Source organism: Streptomyces sp. JLBG701, from assembly GCF_058544905.1.
This window is the reverse complement of sequence record NZ_CM178588.1, coordinates 1,537,645-1,555,036: the sequence shown is the minus strand read 5'-3', so window position 1 is coordinate 1,555,036 and position 17,392 is coordinate 1,537,645. Positions and strand designations below refer to the sequence as shown.

Here is a 17,392-nt window from a genome sequence, read left to right as displayed (position 1 = left end):
GTTGAGTCGAGCGGTTTTCAGACGAGGCTGACCAGTCCTATGTAGCGACCCCAGTCCCAGTGCGGTCCGGGATCGGTGTGGTCGGTGCCGGGCACCTCGTAGTGGCCGATGATGTGCGCGCGGTCCTTGGGGATGCCGTACGTCGTGCAGATCGCCGCGGTGAGCCGGGCCGACCGTTCGTACAGCTCGTCGGTGAAGTACTCGGGCCGGTCCACCCACCCCTCGTGTTCGATGCCGATGCTGCGTGTGTTGAACTCCCAGTTCCCCGCGTGCCAGGCGATGTCCGGCTCGGGGACGCACTGCGCGACGTGTCCGTCGGCGGACCGGACGAGGTAGTGCGCCGATACCTTCTTCTTCGGGTTCTGGAAGACGGCCAGGGCCTTGGAGTACGTCGTCTGCGTGACGTGGATGATCACGCGGTCGACGGGATGGCCGGTGGGGCGGTCGGCCACCGTGTAGTTGGCGGGGCTCGCCGGCTGCCACTCGGCGAGCGGGTAGTCGACGGGCCTGCCCTGCGCACCGGCCCGCGCGTCGGGGAGCAGTGCGTACGGTACGGCGGCCAGGGCGGCACCCTTCAGAAGCCGTCGCCTGCTGGGGAGCGGTCTTGCCCGTTCCATGGGGGAGGTGCCTTTCGGAGATCCGGTGTCCTTGCCCGGCCCCGGAGGGCCCTGCTCCCGCTCAGCCCCGCAGGAGCGCCGCGGTCTCGCGCAGCCGTGCGTGCAGCCCGCGGTGGGTCTCGCGCGCGGGCAGCCACTCCTTGCGGAGCTTGGCCACGCACGTGTAGTTGGTGTCGCACACGTTGGCGAGGGGCGACTCGACGGTCTGGGTCGCGAACTGGTAGGCGTCCAACTCACTGAACCCGTAGTCGCGCACCAGCCACTGCACCAGGTCGAGCTGGGATATCCGGAACGCGTCCTCCAACGGGCGTGCCGAACCGGTCGAGATGATGTGGGTGTCCGACTCGATGCGCGGCCAGGGCGTGGCGACCCCCTTGAGGAGTTCGACGATCACCACGGTGTTCATCGCGCACTCGACCGCGACCCCGCAGGTCTCACCCTCGCCCTGCCGCGCGTGCCCGTCGCCCAGGCTGAGCAACGCTCCCTCGACGTTCACCCCGAGATAGCAGGTCACGCCCGCCCGCATCTCGGGCGTGTCCATGTTGCCGCCGTGCGCGTCGGGCACCAGCGCCGAGCGCACCTCAAGATTGGCCGGCGCCACCCCCACCGTGCCGTGCATCGGGTCCATGGGCAGCTCGACCTCGAAGTCGCTGTCGTGCGCTCGGAACAGCGCCGTACGGCGGTCCCGGTCGAGCTGCCAGATCCAGACGCGCTCCGGCAGCGGCGGCTGCAGCGTGGCCGTGGTGTGCGTCGAGGTGAGCGCACCGAACAGGGGCACTGTCGTCGACGCGGCCCAGTCGCGGGCCGGTTCGATCGACACGAAGTGCACCGCGACCGTGTCCCCGGGCTCGGCACCCTCGATGTGGAAGGGCCCCGTCTGCGGATTGAGGAACGGGAACTCGCACACCTCGGACACCAGGTCCTTCTCGGACCGTACCCGTCCCGCGAAGCAGTCTTCCGTGTACAGGTCGAGTACCGTGCCGGGCGCGATGCGCGCCACGGGCGGTGCGCCGCCGAACGTCCAGGCGTAGTCGCCCGGTTCGGGCCGCACGGTCAGGATCCGGGGGTCGCTCATCGCTGTGCTGCTCCGTTCTGTGCCATACCGGTGGAGGAGGGTTCGTCGAGGTGGACGCGGGCGGTCTCGGCTATGCGCTCGGGATGACGCCGCAGGAGCACGAGCAGCACCACGACCCCGGCCGCCATCCAGACGCCGACGACCGGTCCGGCGTACGACACCGGGGCGGTCAGCTCGGACACGAAGTCGAAGACCGGCAGCCCGGACGCGGTCAGCAGCGCGGGGACGAAGGCGACGATGCCGAGGAGGGGGAACAGCAGATGGCGTACCGGTTTGAGCAAGTCGCGCCTGCGGCGCAGGAAGTAGCCGACGCAGGCGAGGTTCACCACGATGTAGACCCCGATGACAACCGTGACGATCACTGTCGCCAGCAGCAGGAACGCCGTCACGGGATCGTACGCGAAACCGAGCCCCAGGACGGCCCCCAGCGCGATGACGGTCTGCACGGCGATTCCGGCGACGGGGGAGCGGTACTTGGGATGCAGGGTGGCGAGGACGCGCGGCAGGACCCGGATACGGGCCAGCGCGAAGGCTGTGCGCGTGGAGACGTTGGCGCACGCGTTGGCGTTCGCGATGGTCGAGTTGACCACGGCCAGGAACACCAGAACCCAGAACAGGCCGAACGAGGCCCGCGCCACGCCCTCCCAGGACGCCGCGCCGGAGGTTCCGAAGCCGCCGAAGCGGTCCGGCCCGAAGTACACCGTGATGGCGTAGGTCGTTACCACGTAGAACAGACCGATCCCGAGAGCCGAGCCGAGCACCGCGCGGTGCATCGTCCGGCGCGGGTTCCTCGCCTCCTCCGCGAGGGGTGCGGCCGCCTCGAATCCGGCGAAGGCGAGCACCGTGTAGACCGATCCGGCGAAGACCCCGGTGATGCCCTCGTAGCCCTCGGCCGTGTGTGAAGTCCCGAATACCGAGAGGGTGTTGTCCCCGCCCGCCTTGGCGATCAGCCATATGGCAAACACCAGGAAGACCAGGACCTCGAAGACCCCGAGGACCGTGCCGAAGCCAGCCGAGGCACGCACCCCCAGGTATCCCGCGATGGCGATGATCGCGGCACCCGCGAGCGACCAGGGCCACCACAGATCGGCCGGGTAGGAGGACCACTCCTCGTGCAGCGTGCCCGCCGTCGTGAAGCCGAGTTGGAGGAGCAGCAGCGGCGGGACCAGGGCCTCCACGAAGACATAGCCCCAGCCGACCAGGAAGCCGACGGCGGGGTGCAGGCCCTGCGCCGCGTACGTGGACACGGAGCCCGCGGCCGGCAGCTCGTGGGCCAGCTCCGCCACGCACGACGCGGTCAACAGACAGGCAACCAGAGCGATCAGGACGGACAAGGGCAGACTGCCGCCGGCGAAGGCCGCGCCCGCCGGAATGGACGCCGCGACCGCCGCGGCCGGTGCCATGGCCGTGATGCTCTGGAACAGGACCTCGCGCAGCCCGATGGCATCGCGCCGCAGGCCCACCGCCGTATCCTCCGACACCCCCGACATGCGAATCCCCCTTGTGTGAATCCCCCTCGTTCACGTCGACACGCCCGTCGTCGCCACGACTCGACGGCTGCGCCTCGCGTGAATCACGGTACGGCGCTTGCCGGTTGGGCAGAAGGGTGCCCAGAGGATCCGTGGACGACCGCGGAGTTGTGGATAACTCGCCCACCCGAACGAGTGGTTCGCGTGGCCGAAGGCCAGTTCCGGCCCCGAGGCCCTCAGCCCCGCGGCGCCCAGCTCGGCCCAGCTCAGCCCCGCTCCGCCACCGCCGCCGGATCGTCCAGCACCCCCCGCACCACGGAGTGCGCGGCGCCCAGCAACGGCCCCTCCGGCCCCAGCCGCGACACGGACACGGGACAGGCCGGCCCCGCCGTCCGCCGGTCCAGCTCCGCCTCCAGCGACGGCAGCAGCCAGGGCGCGAGCCCGGAGAGCGCGCCGCCCAGCACGACGCCCTCGGGATCCAGCAGATTGACCGCCCCGGTCAGCGCGATGCCCAGCGCCGTTCCCGCATCGCTCAGCGCCCGCCGTACGTCCTTGTCCCCGTCGCCGGCGCGCCCCGCGAGCAGCCCGACCCGGTCCTCGCCCGGCTCCAGACCGGCCGCACGCAGCACCGCCTCCTCACCGGCGTACTGCTCCAGACAACCGCGCCCGCCGCACCCGCACGTCGGTCCGTCGGGGCGGACCGGCACATGCCCCAACTCGCCCGCGAACCCACGCGTTCCACGCAGCAGCCGTCCGTCCACGACGACTGCCCCGCCGATACCGATCTCGGCCGACACGTGCAGGAAGTCCCGAGGGGTGCCGTCGCCGAGCCAGAGTTCCGCGAGGGCGCCGAAGTTGGCCTCGTTGTCCACGGTCAGCGGGAACGGCGTGGGCAGCAGGGCGCCGAGATCCGTGTCGTGCCATCCCAGATTCGGGGCGCGTACGACCGTACGGGCGTCGCGCGCCACCAGACCGGGCACCGCGACCGCGAGCCCCGCCGGCCACAGACCCTCGCTCTCGGCCTCGGCGACGACCGCACGTACCAGCTCGGTCAGCTCCCGGATCACCGGTTCGGCGGAACGGCCACGGTTCGTCCCGTGCCGTACGGCCCGCGCCCGTACCTCTCCCCGCAGATCCACCACGCAGGCCGCCAGATGGTCGACGCCGACCTCCGCGCCGATCCCGGCGGGCCCGTGCCCGCTGACGGCGAGTGCCGAACCGGGCCGGCCCACCCGGCCGGGCCGCTCGGGGCCCAGCTCCTCCAGCAGCCCCGAGCGAATCAGCTCGTCGACGAGGGACGACACCGCGGCACGGGTCAGACCGATGCGCGAGGCGACGGCGGCACGGGAGAGCGGCCCCTCCGCGCTGACGGTGTGCATCACGCGCGCGAGGTTGCGGCGGCGCATGCCCTGCTGGGTGTCCGGCAGCCCGCGGCCGGGACCTGCCGGGTGGGCCTCGTGCAGCGGTGCGGTCATGCCTCCCTCAGCCCTGGGTGTCCGTGGTCCGCTCCAGCAGCGGGGCCGCGTCGGAGAGTACCCCGGCGATCCTGGCCAACGTCTTCTCGTCCCGCTCCACCGCGTCCAGCACCGGCCCATGGGCGGTGTTCCAGCGCCGGGCGACCGCGGCCGGGTCCTCGCCGGTCAGCAGGCCGGCCGCCTGAGCAGCGGCGCCCAGCGCGACCAGTTCCTGGGCCTCGGGGACCTGGACGGGCCGTCCCGACAAGCGTCGTACGGTCTGCTGCCAGGCCGTGCCCCGGGCGCCGCCGCCGATCAGCAGCAGGGGCGCGGAGCGGTCCGCGTCCTCGTCGAGGACCAGGTCGAGCGCGCCGAGCAGGGAGTGGACGGCGCCGTCGTAGGCGGCCTGCAGGAGCTGGCCGCCGGTCGTGTCGTGGCGCAGTCCGTGCAGCAGCCCCGAGGCGTGCGGAAGGGCGGGGGTGCGTTCGCCGTCCAGGTAGGGGAGCAGGGTGACGCCGGTGCCGGGTTCCACGGCCTCGCGGTCCAGGCCCAGCAGGGCCGCCACGCGGTCGACGGCCTGCGTGCAGTTCAGCGTGCAGGCCAGCGGCAGCCAGTCGCCGTGCGCGTCGGCGAAGCCCGCGACGGTGCCGGTCGGGTCGGCGGGGCGCCGCTTCGAGACGGCGTACACCGTGCCGGACGTGCCGAGGCTCAGCACGGGGGTGCCGGGGCGCAGCCCGAGGCCCAGTGCGGCGGCGGCGTTGTCGCCGGTGCCCGGGGCGACCAGGGTGCCCTTGGAGAAGGGCAGGTCGTGGCTGTCACGGACGGTTCCGGCGATCTCGCCCGGCCGCACCACTCGGGGCAGCAGCGCCGGGTCGAGGCCCACGTGCCCGAGGATCTCCTCGTCGTACGACTCGGTACCGGACGCCCACCAGCCCGTACCGGAGGCGTCGCCGCGGTCGGTCGTGCCCTGGCCCGTGAGGCGCTCGGTGAGGTAGTCGTGGGGGAGGCGCACGGCCTTGGTCGCGCGCAGGGCCTCCGGCTCGTGCTCGGCGAGCCAGGCCCACTTGGTGACCGTGAAGGACGCGCCGGGCACGCTGCCGGTCCGCTCCGCCCAGGCCTTCGGGCCGCCCAGCTCATCCACCAGACGGCGGGCCTGCGGCGCCGAACGGACGTCGTTCCACAGCAGGGCAGGGCGCACCGGCGCGCCCTGGGCGTCCAGCGTGACCAGGCCGTGCTGCTGCCCGCCGATCGACACGGCGGCCGCCTCGTGCGCCGCGTCCCCGCACTGGCGCAGCGCCTCGCACAGGGCGTCCCACCACTGGCGCGGGTCACTCTCGCGGCCCGCCCCGGAGGAGACGGTGTGCGGTGCCTGGCCGCTCGCCACGACCTGTCCGGTGGACACGTCGACGACCAGCGCCTTGGTGGACTGGGTGGACGTGTCCACGCCGACGACGAGCGGACCCTCGGCTGCTGACATCGGGCTCTCCCTTTTCCGCGGCTCGCGGGATCTGACCTGGTGTTTTTCAATGTGCCCAGGCCACAGCGACCCAGACGCAGCCCCATCGGGGACATCTAGTCCCTTCCCAGAGATGCGTTCGCATACTAATTTGTAAACTGCCATGACGAAATAGTCGGAGCAAGCAAGGAGCCGCGGCATGAACTACCAGCCCACCCCCGATGACAGGTTCACCTTCGGCCTGTGGACCGTCGGCTGGCAGGGAAGGGACCCCTTCGGCGACGCCACGCGCAGGGCCCTCGACCCGGTCGAGTCGGTGCAGCGACTGTCCGAACTCGGTGCCCATGGAGTCACCTTCCACGACGACGACCTGATCCCCTTCGGGTCCTCGGACACCGAGCGCGAGTCGCACATCAAGCGCTTCCGCCAGGCCCTCGACGCGACCGGCATGAAGGTGCCGATGGCCACCACCAACCTCTTCACGCATCCGGTCTTCAAGGACGGCGCGTTCACCGCCAACGACCGTGACGTGCGCCGCTACGCGCTGCGCAAGACGATCCGCAACATCGACCTGGCGGCCGAGCTGGGCGCCGAGATCTATGTCGCCTGGGGCGGACGCGAAGGCGCCGAGTCCGGCGCCGCCAAGGACGTGCGCGTCGCCCTGGACCGCATGAAGGAGGCCTTCGACCTCCTTGGCGAGTACGTCACCGACCAGGGCTACAACCTGAAGTTCGCGATCGAACCCAAGCCGAACGAGCCGCGCGGCGACATCCTGCTGCCGACGGTCGGCCACGCCCTGGCCTTCATCGAGCGTCTGGAGCGCCCGGAGCTGTACGGCGTCAACCCCGAGGTCGGCCACGAGCAGATGGCCGGGCTGAACTTCCCGCACGGCATCGCGCAGGCCCTGTGGGCGGGCAAGCTCTTCCACATCGACCTCAACGGTCAGTCCGGCATCAAGTACGACCAGGACCTGCGCTTCGGCGCCGGCGACCTGCGCGCCGCCTTCTGGCTGGTCGACCTCCTGGAGAGCGCCGGCTACGCGGGCCCGAAGCACTTCGACTTCAAGCCGCCGCGGACCGAGGACCTCGACGGAGTGTGGGCGTCGGCCGCGGGCTGCATGCGCAACTACCTCATCCTGAAGGAGCGTTCGGCCGCCTTCCGGGCCGACCCCGAGGTCCAGGAGGCCCTGCGCGCCTCCCGCCTGGACGAACTGGCGCAGCCCACCGCCGCGGACGGCCTGAAGGCCCTGCTCGCCGACCGCACCGCCTTCGAGGACTTCGACGCCGAGACGGCCGCCGCGCGCGGCATGGCCTTCGAGCACCTCGACCAGCTGGCCATGGACCACCTGCTGGGCGCGCGCGGCTGAACGCACGCGCGCGTGCCGCGGCCCGACGTTGAAGCAGCCCGCTGCGACGTCCGTCCGTGACCGGCCCCCGTGCGGAATGCTCCGGAATCATGCGATCCACGCCATGAGTCCGTATCAACTTCCGCGCGGGGGTCGCGTCATGACAGGCAGGCCGCGACGCTGGACGGTATGTCCATGCCGCCCGTACCGCCTCAGCCGCCCGGGCCACCGGGTGACACGCCGCCTCCGGGCGGCGGCTTCGGACCACCTACCGAACGTTTCGGCCCCGTCAACGGGGAGTACGGAACCGGAGGGGGCTACGGTCCCCCTCCCGGGAGCAACGACCCGCCCTCCTACGGAGGAGGTGGCTCCGGCGGCCCCGGGAGGCGCCGGAATCCCCTTTTCATCGTGCTCGCCGTCATCGCGGTCGTCGCAGCCGTCGCCGTCGTCGTGCTGATGGCCTCCTCCGGAAACGACGACTCACCCGACAAGAAGTCGCCCAGCGAGAGCGCGAGCACCACTCCGAGTCCTTCGCTGAGCCTCCCGACCGAACTGCCGACCAGACTGCCCAGCAAGTTGCCCACCGTGGTGCCGTCACTGCCGTCGGAGTTTCCCAGTGAGCTGCCGAGCGAGTTCCCCAGCGACTTCGAATCGCTGATTCCGTTCGGGGCGGATGACTGAATCCCCTGCCGCGTTCCGAGAACGGGTGGCCGCCGTCAGGCCGGCGGCTGCCGCCCGGTGGATCAGATTCCGCGCGGCAGCCGCACGTACGTCACCGTCGTCTCGATGCCGCTGTCGACGAGCCTGCCCGCACTGTCGAACGCGCCCGTGCCGTCCGACATCCCGAAGTCGTTGTCGTTGATCAGGGCCAGGGTGTCGTGGTCCGCGCGCGCGACGCCCTCGATCTTCCCCGGCACGCCGGAGACCGTGCCCAGGTCGACGACGAGGCGCTTGGCCAGGACCGGGACGCCCGCGGCCGCCGGGTCGGAGAGCTCCTCCAAGGAGGGCGACGTGGTGTCGTCGTCGTAGGGGCCACGCAGAATGTTCGCACTCCGTGTGAGCCTGACGACCTGCAGCCGCGCGGCCTTGTCCGTGCGCTCCTCGACGAGCAGCCGGTCGCCTCCCAAGGCCACCACGGAGGAGATCTTCAGCTCGGATGGGTCGTCCTCGCTCGGGTCCACCACGTCGACCGGGTCGAACCGGTAGGCGTACTCGGCGGTGACGGCCTTCTTCTTCGGCGAGAAGCGCAGCAGGCGCGTATTGAGCGAGGCGTCACCCGCGTCGCCGTCCGGGAGGGACAGCGGGCTCTGCAGGGCCACCACCAGGTCACCGCCGGGCAGCAGGGCGAGTCCTTCGAAGCCGCGGTTGATCTTCCGGTGCAGCAGGACGGACGGCAGCGCCTCCACCACCGGGTAGTCCGTGTCCGTGACGTTCAGCCCTTCGGGCACATAGCGCGTGAGGACCTTCCCGCGCGCGGAGACGTGGATCAGGGAGGGCCCGTACTCGTCGACGAGCCAGAAACTCCCGTCCTCGGCCCGCACGATGCCCTCGGTGTCCACGCCGTTCGGGTTGTACGACAGCGGCGTCTGCGCGTTGTAGGAGTACGGCGCCTCATCGCGTCCCTCCTGGTTCGGCAGCCCGGTGACCGGCTTGCCGGAGGACGTGGTGAGGGGAATCGAATCCAGCACCTTGACGGTGTCGCCGGACACCCGGATCTTCACGATCGCCGGGTCGAAGCCCGGCACGGGGAACGTGCGCCGCTTCTTGCCGTCCACCTTGATCTGGCCGTTGGGCCCACGGTCGGTGACTGTCCAGAACTCGCCCTTGCGGCCCGCCGGGTAGATGTCACTGCCGATGCCGCCGAGGTCCACACCCCGGTCGTCGTCGACGGTGCCGGGCAGCAGCGTGTTGCTGAACGTCGCGAGCGGGATGTCGCCGAGCGTCGCGGCGTGCGTGACCTGGGCGGTCCCGTCCGCGGACGGGGCTCCCACGGCCGTTCCGGCCGCCAGGAGGGCGACCACCACGGCGAGCGGTACGCCCACCGCCGCGGAACGGTGGACTGGGCGCCGGCCGGTGGCATACGGGGACATCGGGCCTCCTGAAGGGCAAGTTCTTCGACAGCGGCCAGAGTTGGGTCCCGCGCGGAACGTCCGACGACCGTCGGATGAACACGGGGAGTCGACCGTTCGGCGAGCCGACGTCCACAACCGGAACCCATGCCTCGCAGGGCACGCTTCGCCTGCCCGGACACGCTCTGGCTACGACCTGCCCTCGACAGGGCCGAGTTCGGCCGAGACCAGGGCCGCGGCCGGTTCCCGGACCGCTCCTCCCGCCGGCACCCAGCGCCCGCGCTCCTTCCGATACGGCCACCAACGGCCGTCGCGCCCCAGGCGCAGCTGAGCCGACGCACCGACGACCGTCCACCGATTGCCCTTCGCCCGCAGCATCGGCTGTTCGTCCGCCTCCCAGGCCGACTCCAACGCGGCACGCGCGCGTGCGAGCGCCTCACCCTCGACCATCCACTCCTCCTCCAGCACGGCCAGCGCGTCCGCGCCACCCTCCCGCCAGGCCCGCACGGCCGACGCCAACTCCTCCCGACTGCGCCCCGACCCATCGGCGAGCCGGTCCCCAACCGCCGCCTCCGGCGCGCCCGCGGCAAGCCGCACGGCATCCTGATCGACCGCCAACTCCACTTCGGGAAGAGGCTGTTCCGGCCCAAGGCGAAGAGCCTCCGCCAACAGACGGTGCGCTTCTACGGCCGTCCTGGCGGCCAGGAATTCCAGGGCGGACGGGTCGACACCGGGAGCGGGCGGCGCGTCGGTGTCGAAGGACGGTGGCAGGCCTGGTTCCTCGGGGAGCTCGGGCAGTTCGGGCAGCGCCGGCAGGATGCTCCCGGTCGCGTACGCCTCCGCCGCGTCCACTCCCTCGGGCTCGGAGGGCTCTTCGACGGGGCCGGCGCCACGGCCCTGGAGATCGTCCAGCAGAGCGCGTTTACCGCGTCCCCGCATCAGGAGCAGGATGAACGGATCCTGGTCCAGCAGCCGTGCCACTTGGTAGCAGAGGGCCGCCGTGTGCCCGCAGTGGTCCCAGGGGCCGCAGGCGCACTCCGGCTCCAGATCACCCATGCCCGGCAGCAGTTCGATGCCGGCGGCCGCCGCGTCCTCGACCAGATGCGGGGGCATCTCGCGGTCGAGCAGTGCTGCGAGGTGTCCGGCCCGCTCGACGGCCATGTCCAGAAGACGGTCCCACTGCTCACCGGACAGCTTCTCCAGCAGGACGTCGGCCCGGTACCCCGTGCCGTCGCGGTCTTGGACGACGGCCGTGATGCGGCCCGGTCGCACCGACACCGCGCCCACGGCTCCCGCGCGCGCGAGCCTGCGCCCCGTCTTCACCTGCTCCGAGTCCAGAGCCGCGTCCTCCAGTGCCCTCAACCAGGCCTGGCCCCACCACGTCTGCGCGAAGCCCTGCCCGCGCACGGGCGGCAACGCGGCGAACGTGCGCTCCGTGTCACCGGCGCCGTCGTGCACGGCGTTCATCGGGTGCCCCCTCGCAGCTCCACCAGATCGGCCAGTTCCGCGTCCGTCAGCTCCGTGAGCGCCGCCTCGCCCGCGCCGAGCACCGCCTCGGCCAACTCCCGCTTGCGATTCAGCATGTCGGCGATGCGGTCCTCGATCGTTCCCTCGGCGATCAGCCGGTGCACCTGCACGGGCCGGGTCTGGCCGATGCGGTACGCGCGGTCGGTGGCCTGCGCCTCGACGGCGGGGTTCCACCAGCGGTCGTAGTGCACGACGTGCTCGGCCCGAGTGAGGTTCAGACCCGTGCCGGCGGCCTTCAACGACAGCAGGAAGACCGGGACCTCACCGTCCTGGAAGCGTTCCACCATTGCCTCGCGCTCGGCGACGGCCGTCCCGCCGTGCAGGAACTGCGAAGGCACGCCTCGCGCCGCCAGATGCCGTTCGATCAGGCGCGCCATCCGCACGTACTGCGTGAAGACCAGAACGCTCGCCCCCTCGGAGAGGATGGTGTCGAGCAGTTCGTCCAGGAGCTCCAGCTTCCCGGAACGTCCGGCGATCGTCGGCCTCTCCTCCTTGAGGAACTGCGCCGGATGGTTGCAGATCTGCTTGAGGCCGGTCAGCAGCTTCACGATCAGTCCTCGCCGAGCCATGCTGTCGGCGCCGGAGATCTCCGCGAGCGTCTCGCGCACCACGGCCTCGTACAGGCCCACCTGCTCCTTGGTGAGCAACACCGCGCGGTCCGTCTCCGTCTTCGGCGGCAACTCGGGAGCGATCCCCGGGTCCGACTTGCGGCGCCGGAGCAGGAACGGGCGTACGAGCCGGGCGAGCCGCTCCGCCGCGGCCGGGTCCTGCCCGGACTCGACGGCCTGCGCGTACCGCGTACGGAAGGTGCCGAGGCGGCCGAGCAGCCCCGGGGTCGTCCAGTCGAGGATCGCCCACAGCTCGGACAGGTTGTTCTCCACCGGAGTACCGGTGAGCGCCACACGCGCGCGTGCCCCGACGGAACGCAGCGCCCGTGCCGTCGCCGAGTACGGGTTCTTCACGTGCTGGGCCTCGTCCGCCACGACCATGCCCCACGGCAACTCGGCGAGCCGCGGCGCGTCCAGCCGCATCGTGCCGTACGTGGTGAGCACGAACTCCCCGTCGGACAAGGCGTCGAGGCTGCGCCGTGCCCCGTGGAAGCGGCGCACGGGAGTGCCGGGAGCGAACCTCTCGATCTCACGCTGCCAGTTGCCCATCAGGGACGTCGGACAGACCACGAGGGTGGGCCCGGCGGACGGCTCCTCGGTCTGCCGGTGCAGATGCAGGGCGATCAGCGTGATCGTCTTGCCGAGCCCCATGTCGTCGGCGAGACAGCAGCCAAGACCCAGGGACGTCATCCGGGCCAGCCAGTTGAGCCCCCGCCGCTGATAGTCCCGCAGTGTGGCAGCGAGGGCCGCGGGTTGAGGGACGGGCTCCTGGGCCTCCGGGTCCGCCAGCCGCTCCCGCAGGGCTTTCAGCCACCCAGTGGGCAGTACGCCGACCCGGCGGCCCTCGACCTCCGCGGAGCCAGTCAGAGCGGCGCTCAGCGCGTCGATGGGCGTGACCTTGCGGTCCTGATGCGCTCCGGCGCGGCGCACCTCCTGCGGGTCGATCAGAACCCACTGGTCGCGCAGCCGCACCATGGGACGGCCGGCCTCGGCGAGCCGGTCCAGCTCCGCGCGCGTGAGCTGCTGGTCGCCCAGCGCGAACGACCAGTTGAAGGCGAGCAGCGAGTCGGCGGACAGGAACGACGGCGTGCCCGAGACGACCTTGCCGGGCTCGCTCTCGTCGTCCGGCGGCCCGACGACCGCGCGGACGGTCAGCCCGCGGGCCAGTCCCTTGGGCCAGTGCACATCGACACCGGCTCCGGCGAGAGCACGGGTGCCTTCGCCGAGAAGCTCGGTGACCTCGTCGTCGGCGAGGTCGACCGCGTCCGGGACGGCCGCCGTCAGCAGCGGCGTGAGCGGAGCCCAGGCCCGGGTCGCACGCCCGAGCGCGCGGAGGACGTCCATCCGCGCGCGCGGGCCGAAGCCCTCGCCGCCGGCCCCGGCCCACACCCTGGCTGCATCCGCCACGAGCGCCGGATCACTCACACTGTGCACCTGGAGAACGGCCCGGAACCCCAACGCGGTGTCGTCCCGCGCGGCGGTCGAGAGACCCGCCACCTCGATCCGCAGCGAGATCCGTACGCCCGCGTCATGGCCCGCGGCGACATCGGCGGCCCACGCGAGCTGCTCGGGGACGTACTGCGGTTCTCGCGCGGCGTAGGCCGGCCCGCCCGTGACGAGCGCCGCGGCGGGGGAGCGGGGCAGCGTGTCGGCGACCGCGTCGAGGAAGGCGCGCAGCAGCCGCTCCGGGTCGGGCAGCCGCAGCGGCTCGGTGTCGTGCAGCGGTACCGCGTGCGCCTCGGGTGGCATCGCGGCGGCGAGGCGACGGACGCGTTCGACGTCCTCCGCGCGCAGGGGCCCGGTGCGCCAGGCGTCGTGGTCGCTCGCGGACAGCCCGGGCAGCAGCAGCCCGCGCGCCACGAACTGCAGCGCCAGCACTGCGGCCGTGCCCCAGAACACGGCCGCCCGGTGGCCCTGCTCGACGGCACGCGCGCGTGTGAGGACCGGAAGCGCCGCGCGCACCGGTAGCAGTACGGCAGGCGTGCTCACCAGACGCACCCCGCCGTCGGTGGGCAGTACGACGCTCAACTGCTCGACGGACCCGGACGCGACGGCCGGAGGAGCGTCGCCGTCGGGCCTCCAGAACGCGACGCTGCCCGTGCGGGCCGGATCGCCGGGCACGAACACGGCACAGCAGCGGGCCAGTTCCGAGATCTCGGACGGTGTTGCCGTGGGAATCCTCAGCACAGCGAAGCCGCATTCCTCAAACTTGACTACTGGGGGTCGGGTCGCCGATGTTACAGCACTTCGAGGGCGCGCCTTGCGTGACCGAGTGATGACCTGAGTCACTGGAGGCGGGACCAGTAGGGGGCGCGCCTCAGGGATGTCTCAGGGTCGCGGTACGGAACTGCGGGAAGCGCGGACCCGTTTTCATGACAGAGAGCGGCACAGAGGCCGCGAAGGAGGCGACGCACATGTCGAAGAACGCGAAGATCGCCGTAGGCGGGGTGGCGGTCGGGCTACTCCTGCTGATCTGGCTGCCCTGGTGGGTCTCGTTCCTGATCGTGGTGGGAATTCCGGTCGCCGCGTACCTCGCGCTGGACCCCTCGCAGCGGCGCAGGCTGCGCCGCGCCACGCGAAAGGAGCTGGGCCGCTGAGACGCCACTGCCGCCGGAACCGCTGACTGGGCCGCGCCGCGGGCGAGCGCCGCGGCCCACGCGAGCTCAACTCGGACGTACGGCCATCTTGTCGAGCGCCTGCAGTAGACCCGGCAGCTCCGGGCCCCGGCCCACCGGCAGGACCTCGCCGGGTTCGTCGTCCAGCAGCACGAACGCGATGTCGTCGGTCCTGGCCACCATCGACCAGCCCGGGCCGTCGGCGCGCAGGGTCCGTGCGTCGCCTGGGGCGAAGGACGACCGGACGCGACCGAGGGGCGGCGGCGTGTCCACGTAGGCGCGTGCCTCCGAGAGGACACGCCGGATCCCGCTGTGGCCCCCGCTCCCGCTGTCGCCGGCCTCGGCGTCCGCCTTTTCGGCCCCGTCCGCTCCGACCGCCCCGTCATCCGCCTTCTCGGCCGTGTCCGACGGGCTTTCGTCCGCCTCGGACCCGCCGTTCGGACTCGGGAAGTCGGCGTCGTCGATCTGCTCCCGCCACGTCGCCCACTGCAGAGCGATCTCATCGGCGCCCAGACGCCGCTGGGCGGGCCCCCAGACGGAGGTGTCCGGCGGCGACAGCGGAGGGCCCTCACCGAGTTCGGGATCCGGATCGTGCGGTGCGGGCACTCCCGGAGCCGCCACGGCGACCAGAAGAGGCCATCCCGGGAGGGCGGCGACGACAGTACGTTCGCTGGGCGACAGGTCGTACTCCATGCCGCAGTCCCAGGACGCGATGGCGACCGCGACCAGGGAGACGTCGTCGATGACGACCGTCCAGCGCGCACCCTCGCCGTCCTGGCCCAGCACCAGGCCGTACCCGTCGGCGAGCGGCGGGAGGCCGAGCGCCGCGCAGGCCTCCGGATAGTCGTCGCCCAGCACACTCGGGAACTTCGCCGGCGTCAGCAGCACCGCCGTGAGCACATAGAGCGCGTCGTCCTCGGCGGCGACGGCGTCCTCGTCCGTCCCGGCCATTCCAGCCTCCCCATCGGTTCGTCCATCGGCGCGCACCCTAATGCGAGCGGAATGCGATTGTCACGACTCCCCAGACCACCCGGAGCTGCAGTTTTCCGGCTGGACGGGGCGAATCGACCGCCCGTTGGCCCCGGAGTCAGGCCGCCGGCAGTCCCAGGAGGTCCCGAGCCACGGTACGCGGAGACTCGTCCCGCTCCCGCGCGAGGGCGATGACGGCACGGCACGCCAGCTCACTCACCCCGAACGACAGCGCCTCCGGCGACACCCAGGCGGCTGCCTCGTCGATCTGTTCCTGGTCGTCCTCCGCACAGGCCGAGACATAGGTGGCAGCGGCCTCGAAGAGGTTGTGCGTACGTGTGTCCCGGCCGTCGCCCATGTCGATGCGCATGGAGTTGACGAATCTGGCAAAGGACTTGCGGATCCTGTCGAGCATGCGGACCACCTTCCCCCCGTGTGGTTACCCTCGCTGATCGTTCATCTTCCGCTACTCAACGTAGAGTTGGAGTTCCGGCGACAGAAGGGGGACAGCTCGGTGAAGCGCTTCGAGCGGCTCGAACAGACGGCTACGACATCACCGATGACTACATGCGCTACGCCCTCTGTCCGTTCGTCGTGGCTCAGCCTTCCCGCACGGCCAGGGCCAGAAAGCGGGCGGGCTCGTCGACGTACGACGTCATGCGCCATCCCGAACCGGCCAGGAGTGGACGCAGGTTGGGCTCCGCGCGCAGGTCTTCCGGTGTGATTTGGCGGCCCTGGCGGGCCGCGAGCGCTGCCCGGCCGATCGGGTGGAACAGCGCCAGCCTGCCGCCGGGGCGTACCACGCGCGCCAACTCCCGCAGATTCTCGGCGGGTTGTGGCAGGTGGGCGATGAGGCCCGCCGCGAATACCGCGTCGAGCGACTCCGACCGCAGGGGCAACGCGGCGACGTCGGCGAGCAACAGCCGTCCGTCACGGTCCCGACCGGCCCGTACGGCGGCCTCCAGCATGGCCGGGGTCAGATCGGCGCCCACGACCACTCCCGAGGGCCCCACGGCCGCACGCAGCGGCGGCAGGGCGCGTCCGGTGCCGCAGCCCGCGTCGAGCACGCGGTCCCCCTCGCCGAGTCCGAGGTCGGCCACCGCGGAGGCGTAGGCGGGGCCGTCGTCGGGGAACCGGCTGTCCCAGTCGGCCGCGCGGGCGCCGAAGAAATCCTGGACGTGCGTGTGGTCGTCGCTCATGCTCCGCATGATCCCGCACCGGCATGGAAGACGCTTGTGTGCGCATGTTCGAGCGGGACGCGATCGTTCCGGTGCACCGCTGCGTCATATTGCGGCACCTTTCGAAATGCGCCCCCTTTGTGCGCACGCGCCCCGACTAGCGTCCCTGAGCCATGGGACACCTGGACCACGCCACCTTCGGCTGGCTGACCCCCGCGCTGTCGTACGTGATGGCCTGCATAGGCGCCGCGCTGGGGCTGCGCTGCACCGTCCGCGCGCTCGCCGCCACCGGGCGGTCGCGCCGCAACTGGCTCATCACCGCGGCCTCCGCGATCGGCACCGGCATCTGGACCATGCATTTCGTGGCCATGCTCGGCTTCAGCGTCAGCGGCAGCGACATCCGCTACGACGTACCACTGACCATCCTCAGTCTCCTCGTGGCCATGATCGTGGTCTGCGCCGGCGTCTTCGCCGTCGGATACAGCCGCGACCGCGTCCGCGCACTCTTCCTCGGCGGCCTCACCACCGGCCTGGGTGTCGCGAGCATGCACTACCTGGGCATGGCGGCGGTGCGCGTGCACGGCGGCGTGACCTACGACCCCGCGCTCGTCGCGCTCTCCGTCCTGATCGCCGTCGTCGCCGCGACAGCGGCCCTGTGGGCGGCGCTCAACATCAAGTCGCCCATCGCGGTCACCGTCGCCTCCCTCGTCATGGGGGCGGCGGTCAGCAGCATGCACTACACCGCGATGTTCGCGGTGAGCGTGCACGTCACGCCCTCCGGCGAGGTCCTGCCCGGGGCCACGGCGATGCAGTTCATCTTCCCCCTCGCCGTCGGCCTCGGGTCCTACCTCTTCCTGACCTCCGCCTTTGTCGCCCTGTCGCCCACGACCGGGGAGCGCGAGGCATCCGCCTCGGCCCAGCGGTCGGTCGACCGCGCCGCCCGCCAGCCGGCGGCCTCGGGACTGTGACGGTCTGAACGGCGTGCCCGAAACCACTCCCGAGCGAGGAGG

General features: G+C 71.6%; 15 protein-coding genes. 4 read left to right on the top strand and 11 right to left on the bottom strand.

Annotation, left to right across the window (positions count from 1 at the left end; all coding sequences use genetic code 11):
* Nucleotides 1-17 precede the first annotated feature (17 nt).
* The 5 genes from AC5DRG_RS07140 to xylB all read right to left on the bottom strand — a co-directional run bounded on the left by AC5DRG_RS07140 (nt 18) and on the right by xylB (nt 6,092).
* Nucleotides 18-617, bottom strand: a complete 600-nt coding sequence (locus AC5DRG_RS07140; protein ID WP_491808919.1) for an N-acetylmuramoyl-L-alanine amidase — start codon at nt 615-617, stop codon at nt 18-20.
* A 61-nt stretch (nt 618-678) separates the two neighbouring features.
* A complete protein-coding gene (locus AC5DRG_RS07135) occupies nt 679-1,692 on the bottom strand; it encodes an acetamidase/formamidase family protein (protein ID WP_491808917.1) in 1,014 nt (337 codons plus the stop codon).
* Complete coding sequence (locus AC5DRG_RS07130) at nt 1,689-3,182, bottom strand: APC family permease (protein WP_491808915.1); 1,494 nt, start codon at nt 3,180-3,182, stop codon at nt 1,689-1,691. The genes AC5DRG_RS07135 and AC5DRG_RS07130 overlap by 4 nt, the downstream gene beginning before the upstream one ends.
* A 245-nt stretch (nt 3,183-3,427) precedes the next feature.
* The gene (locus AC5DRG_RS07125; RefSeq protein ID WP_491808913.1) at nt 3,428-4,636 is read right to left on the bottom strand and encodes an ROK family protein; all 1,209 of its coding nucleotides are present in this window, start codon (nt 4,634-4,636) and stop codon (nt 3,428-3,430) included.
* Nucleotides 4,637-4,643: 7 nt separating this feature from the next.
* Nucleotides 4,644-6,092 carry a xylulokinase gene (gene xylB / locus AC5DRG_RS07120; protein ID WP_491808912.1) on the bottom strand — a complete coding sequence of 483 codons (1,449 nt, stop codon included), beginning with the start codon at nt 6,090-6,092 and terminating at the stop codon, nt 4,644-4,646.
* Between the two features lie 178 nt (nt 6,093-6,270).
* Here xylB and xylA point away from each other — a divergent pair, with 178 nt between their 5' ends.
* A complete protein-coding gene (xylA, locus tag AC5DRG_RS07115) occupies nt 6,271-7,437 on the top strand; it encodes a xylose isomerase (RefSeq protein ID WP_491808911.1) in 1,167 nt (388 codons plus the stop codon).
* A gap of 387 nt (nt 7,438-7,824) precedes the next feature.
* Nucleotides 7,825-8,097 carry a hypothetical protein gene (locus AC5DRG_RS07110; RefSeq protein WP_491808909.1) on the top strand — a complete coding sequence of 91 codons (273 nt, stop codon included), beginning with the start codon at nt 7,825-7,827 and terminating at the stop codon, nt 8,095-8,097.
* A 62-nt stretch (nt 8,098-8,159) separates the two neighbouring features.
* Here AC5DRG_RS07110 and AC5DRG_RS07105 read toward each other — a convergent pair whose 3' ends face one another.
* The 3 genes from AC5DRG_RS07105 to AC5DRG_RS07095 form a co-directional block, all read right to left on the bottom strand.
* On the bottom strand, nt 8,160-9,506 hold the full coding sequence (locus tag AC5DRG_RS07105) for an esterase-like activity of phytase family protein (protein ID WP_491808907.1): 1,347 nt from the start codon (nt 9,504-9,506) through the stop codon (nt 8,160-8,162).
* Nucleotides 9,507-9,674: 168 nt separating this feature from the next.
* On the bottom strand, nt 9,675-10,952 hold the full coding sequence (locus AC5DRG_RS07100) for an SWIM zinc finger family protein (RefSeq protein WP_491808905.1): 1,278 nt from the start codon (nt 10,950-10,952) through the stop codon (nt 9,675-9,677).
* Complete coding sequence (locus AC5DRG_RS07095) at nt 10,949-13,807, bottom strand: SCO1167/SCO6262 family helicase (RefSeq protein WP_491808904.1); 2,859 nt, start codon at nt 13,805-13,807, stop codon at nt 10,949-10,951. The genes AC5DRG_RS07100 and AC5DRG_RS07095 overlap by 4 nt, the downstream gene beginning before the upstream one ends.
* A gap of 227 nt (nt 13,808-14,034) precedes the next feature.
* Between AC5DRG_RS07095 and AC5DRG_RS07090 the strand changes: the two genes are divergently transcribed.
* Complete coding sequence (locus tag AC5DRG_RS07090; RefSeq protein WP_491808901.1) at nt 14,035-14,217, top strand: tail-anchor membrane protein; 183 nt, start codon at nt 14,035-14,037, stop codon at nt 14,215-14,217.
* Nucleotides 14,218-14,283: 66 nt separating this feature from the next.
* Here the strand turns inward: AC5DRG_RS07090 and AC5DRG_RS07085 are convergent, their stop codons facing one another.
* From AC5DRG_RS07085 to AC5DRG_RS07075, 3 genes are all read right to left on the bottom strand, one after another.
* On the bottom strand, nt 14,284-15,186 hold the full coding sequence (locus AC5DRG_RS07085) for a hypothetical protein (RefSeq protein ID WP_491808899.1): 903 nt from the start codon (nt 15,184-15,186) through the stop codon (nt 14,284-14,286).
* Between the two features lie 136 nt (nt 15,187-15,322).
* On the bottom strand, nt 15,323-15,619 hold the full coding sequence (locus AC5DRG_RS07080) for a hypothetical protein (RefSeq protein WP_491808898.1): 297 nt from the start codon (nt 15,617-15,619) through the stop codon (nt 15,323-15,325).
* Between the two features lie 184 nt (nt 15,620-15,803).
* On the bottom strand, nt 15,804-16,403 hold the full coding sequence (locus AC5DRG_RS07075; RefSeq protein ID WP_491808896.1) for a class I SAM-dependent methyltransferase: 600 nt from the start codon (nt 16,401-16,403) through the stop codon (nt 15,804-15,806).
* A gap of 152 nt (nt 16,404-16,555) precedes the next feature.
* Here AC5DRG_RS07075 and AC5DRG_RS07070 point away from each other — a divergent pair, with 152 nt between their 5' ends.
* Nucleotides 16,556-17,350, top strand: a complete 795-nt coding sequence (locus tag AC5DRG_RS07070; protein ID WP_491808894.1) for an MHYT domain-containing protein — start codon at nt 16,556-16,558, stop codon at nt 17,348-17,350.
* Nucleotides 17,351-17,392: the final 42 nt, after the last annotated feature.

Excerpts from the sequence above, each read along its gene's own strand:
- AC5DRG_RS07105 (WP_491808907.1), bottom strand. The coding sequence starts at position 9,506 with ATGTCCCCGTATGCCACCGGCCGGCGCCCAGTCCACCGTTCCGCGGCG.
- AC5DRG_RS07140 (WP_491808919.1), bottom strand. The coding sequence starts at position 617 with ATGGAACGGGCAAGACCGCTCCCCAGCAGGCGACGGCTTCTGAAGGGT.
- AC5DRG_RS07090 (WP_491808901.1), top strand. The coding sequence starts at position 14,035 with ATGTCGAAGAACGCGAAGATCGCCGTAGGCGGGGTGGCGGTCGGGCTA.
- AC5DRG_RS07080 (WP_491808898.1), bottom strand. The coding sequence starts at position 15,619 with ATGCTCGACAGGATCCGCAAGTCCTTTGCCAGATTCGTCAACTCCATG.
- xylA (WP_491808911.1), top strand. The coding sequence starts at position 6,271 with ATGAACTACCAGCCCACCCCCGATGACAGGTTCACCTTCGGCCTGTGG.
- AC5DRG_RS07085 (WP_491808899.1), bottom strand. The coding sequence starts at position 15,186 with ATGGCCGGGACGGACGAGGACGCCGTCGCCGCCGAGGACGACGCGCTC.
- AC5DRG_RS07075 (WP_491808896.1), bottom strand. The coding sequence starts at position 16,403 with ATGAGCGACGACCACACGCACGTCCAGGATTTCTTCGGCGCCCGCGCG.
- AC5DRG_RS07070 (WP_491808894.1), top strand. The coding sequence starts at position 16,556 with ATGGGACACCTGGACCACGCCACCTTCGGCTGGCTGACCCCCGCGCTG.
- AC5DRG_RS07100 (WP_491808905.1), bottom strand. The coding sequence starts at position 10,952 with ATGAACGCCGTGCACGACGGCGCCGGTGACACGGAGCGCACGTTCGCC.
- AC5DRG_RS07125 (WP_491808913.1), bottom strand. The coding sequence starts at position 4,636 with ATGACCGCACCGCTGCACGAGGCCCACCCGGCAGGTCCCGGCCGCGGG.
- AC5DRG_RS07135 (WP_491808917.1), bottom strand. The coding sequence starts at position 1,692 with ATGAGCGACCCCCGGATCCTGACCGTGCGGCCCGAACCGGGCGACTAC.
- xylB (WP_491808912.1), bottom strand. The coding sequence starts at position 6,092 with ATGTCAGCAGCCGAGGGTCCGCTCGTCGTCGGCGTGGACACGTCCACC.
- AC5DRG_RS07130 (WP_491808915.1), bottom strand. The coding sequence starts at position 3,182 with ATGTCGGGGGTGTCGGAGGATACGGCGGTGGGCCTGCGGCGCGATGCC.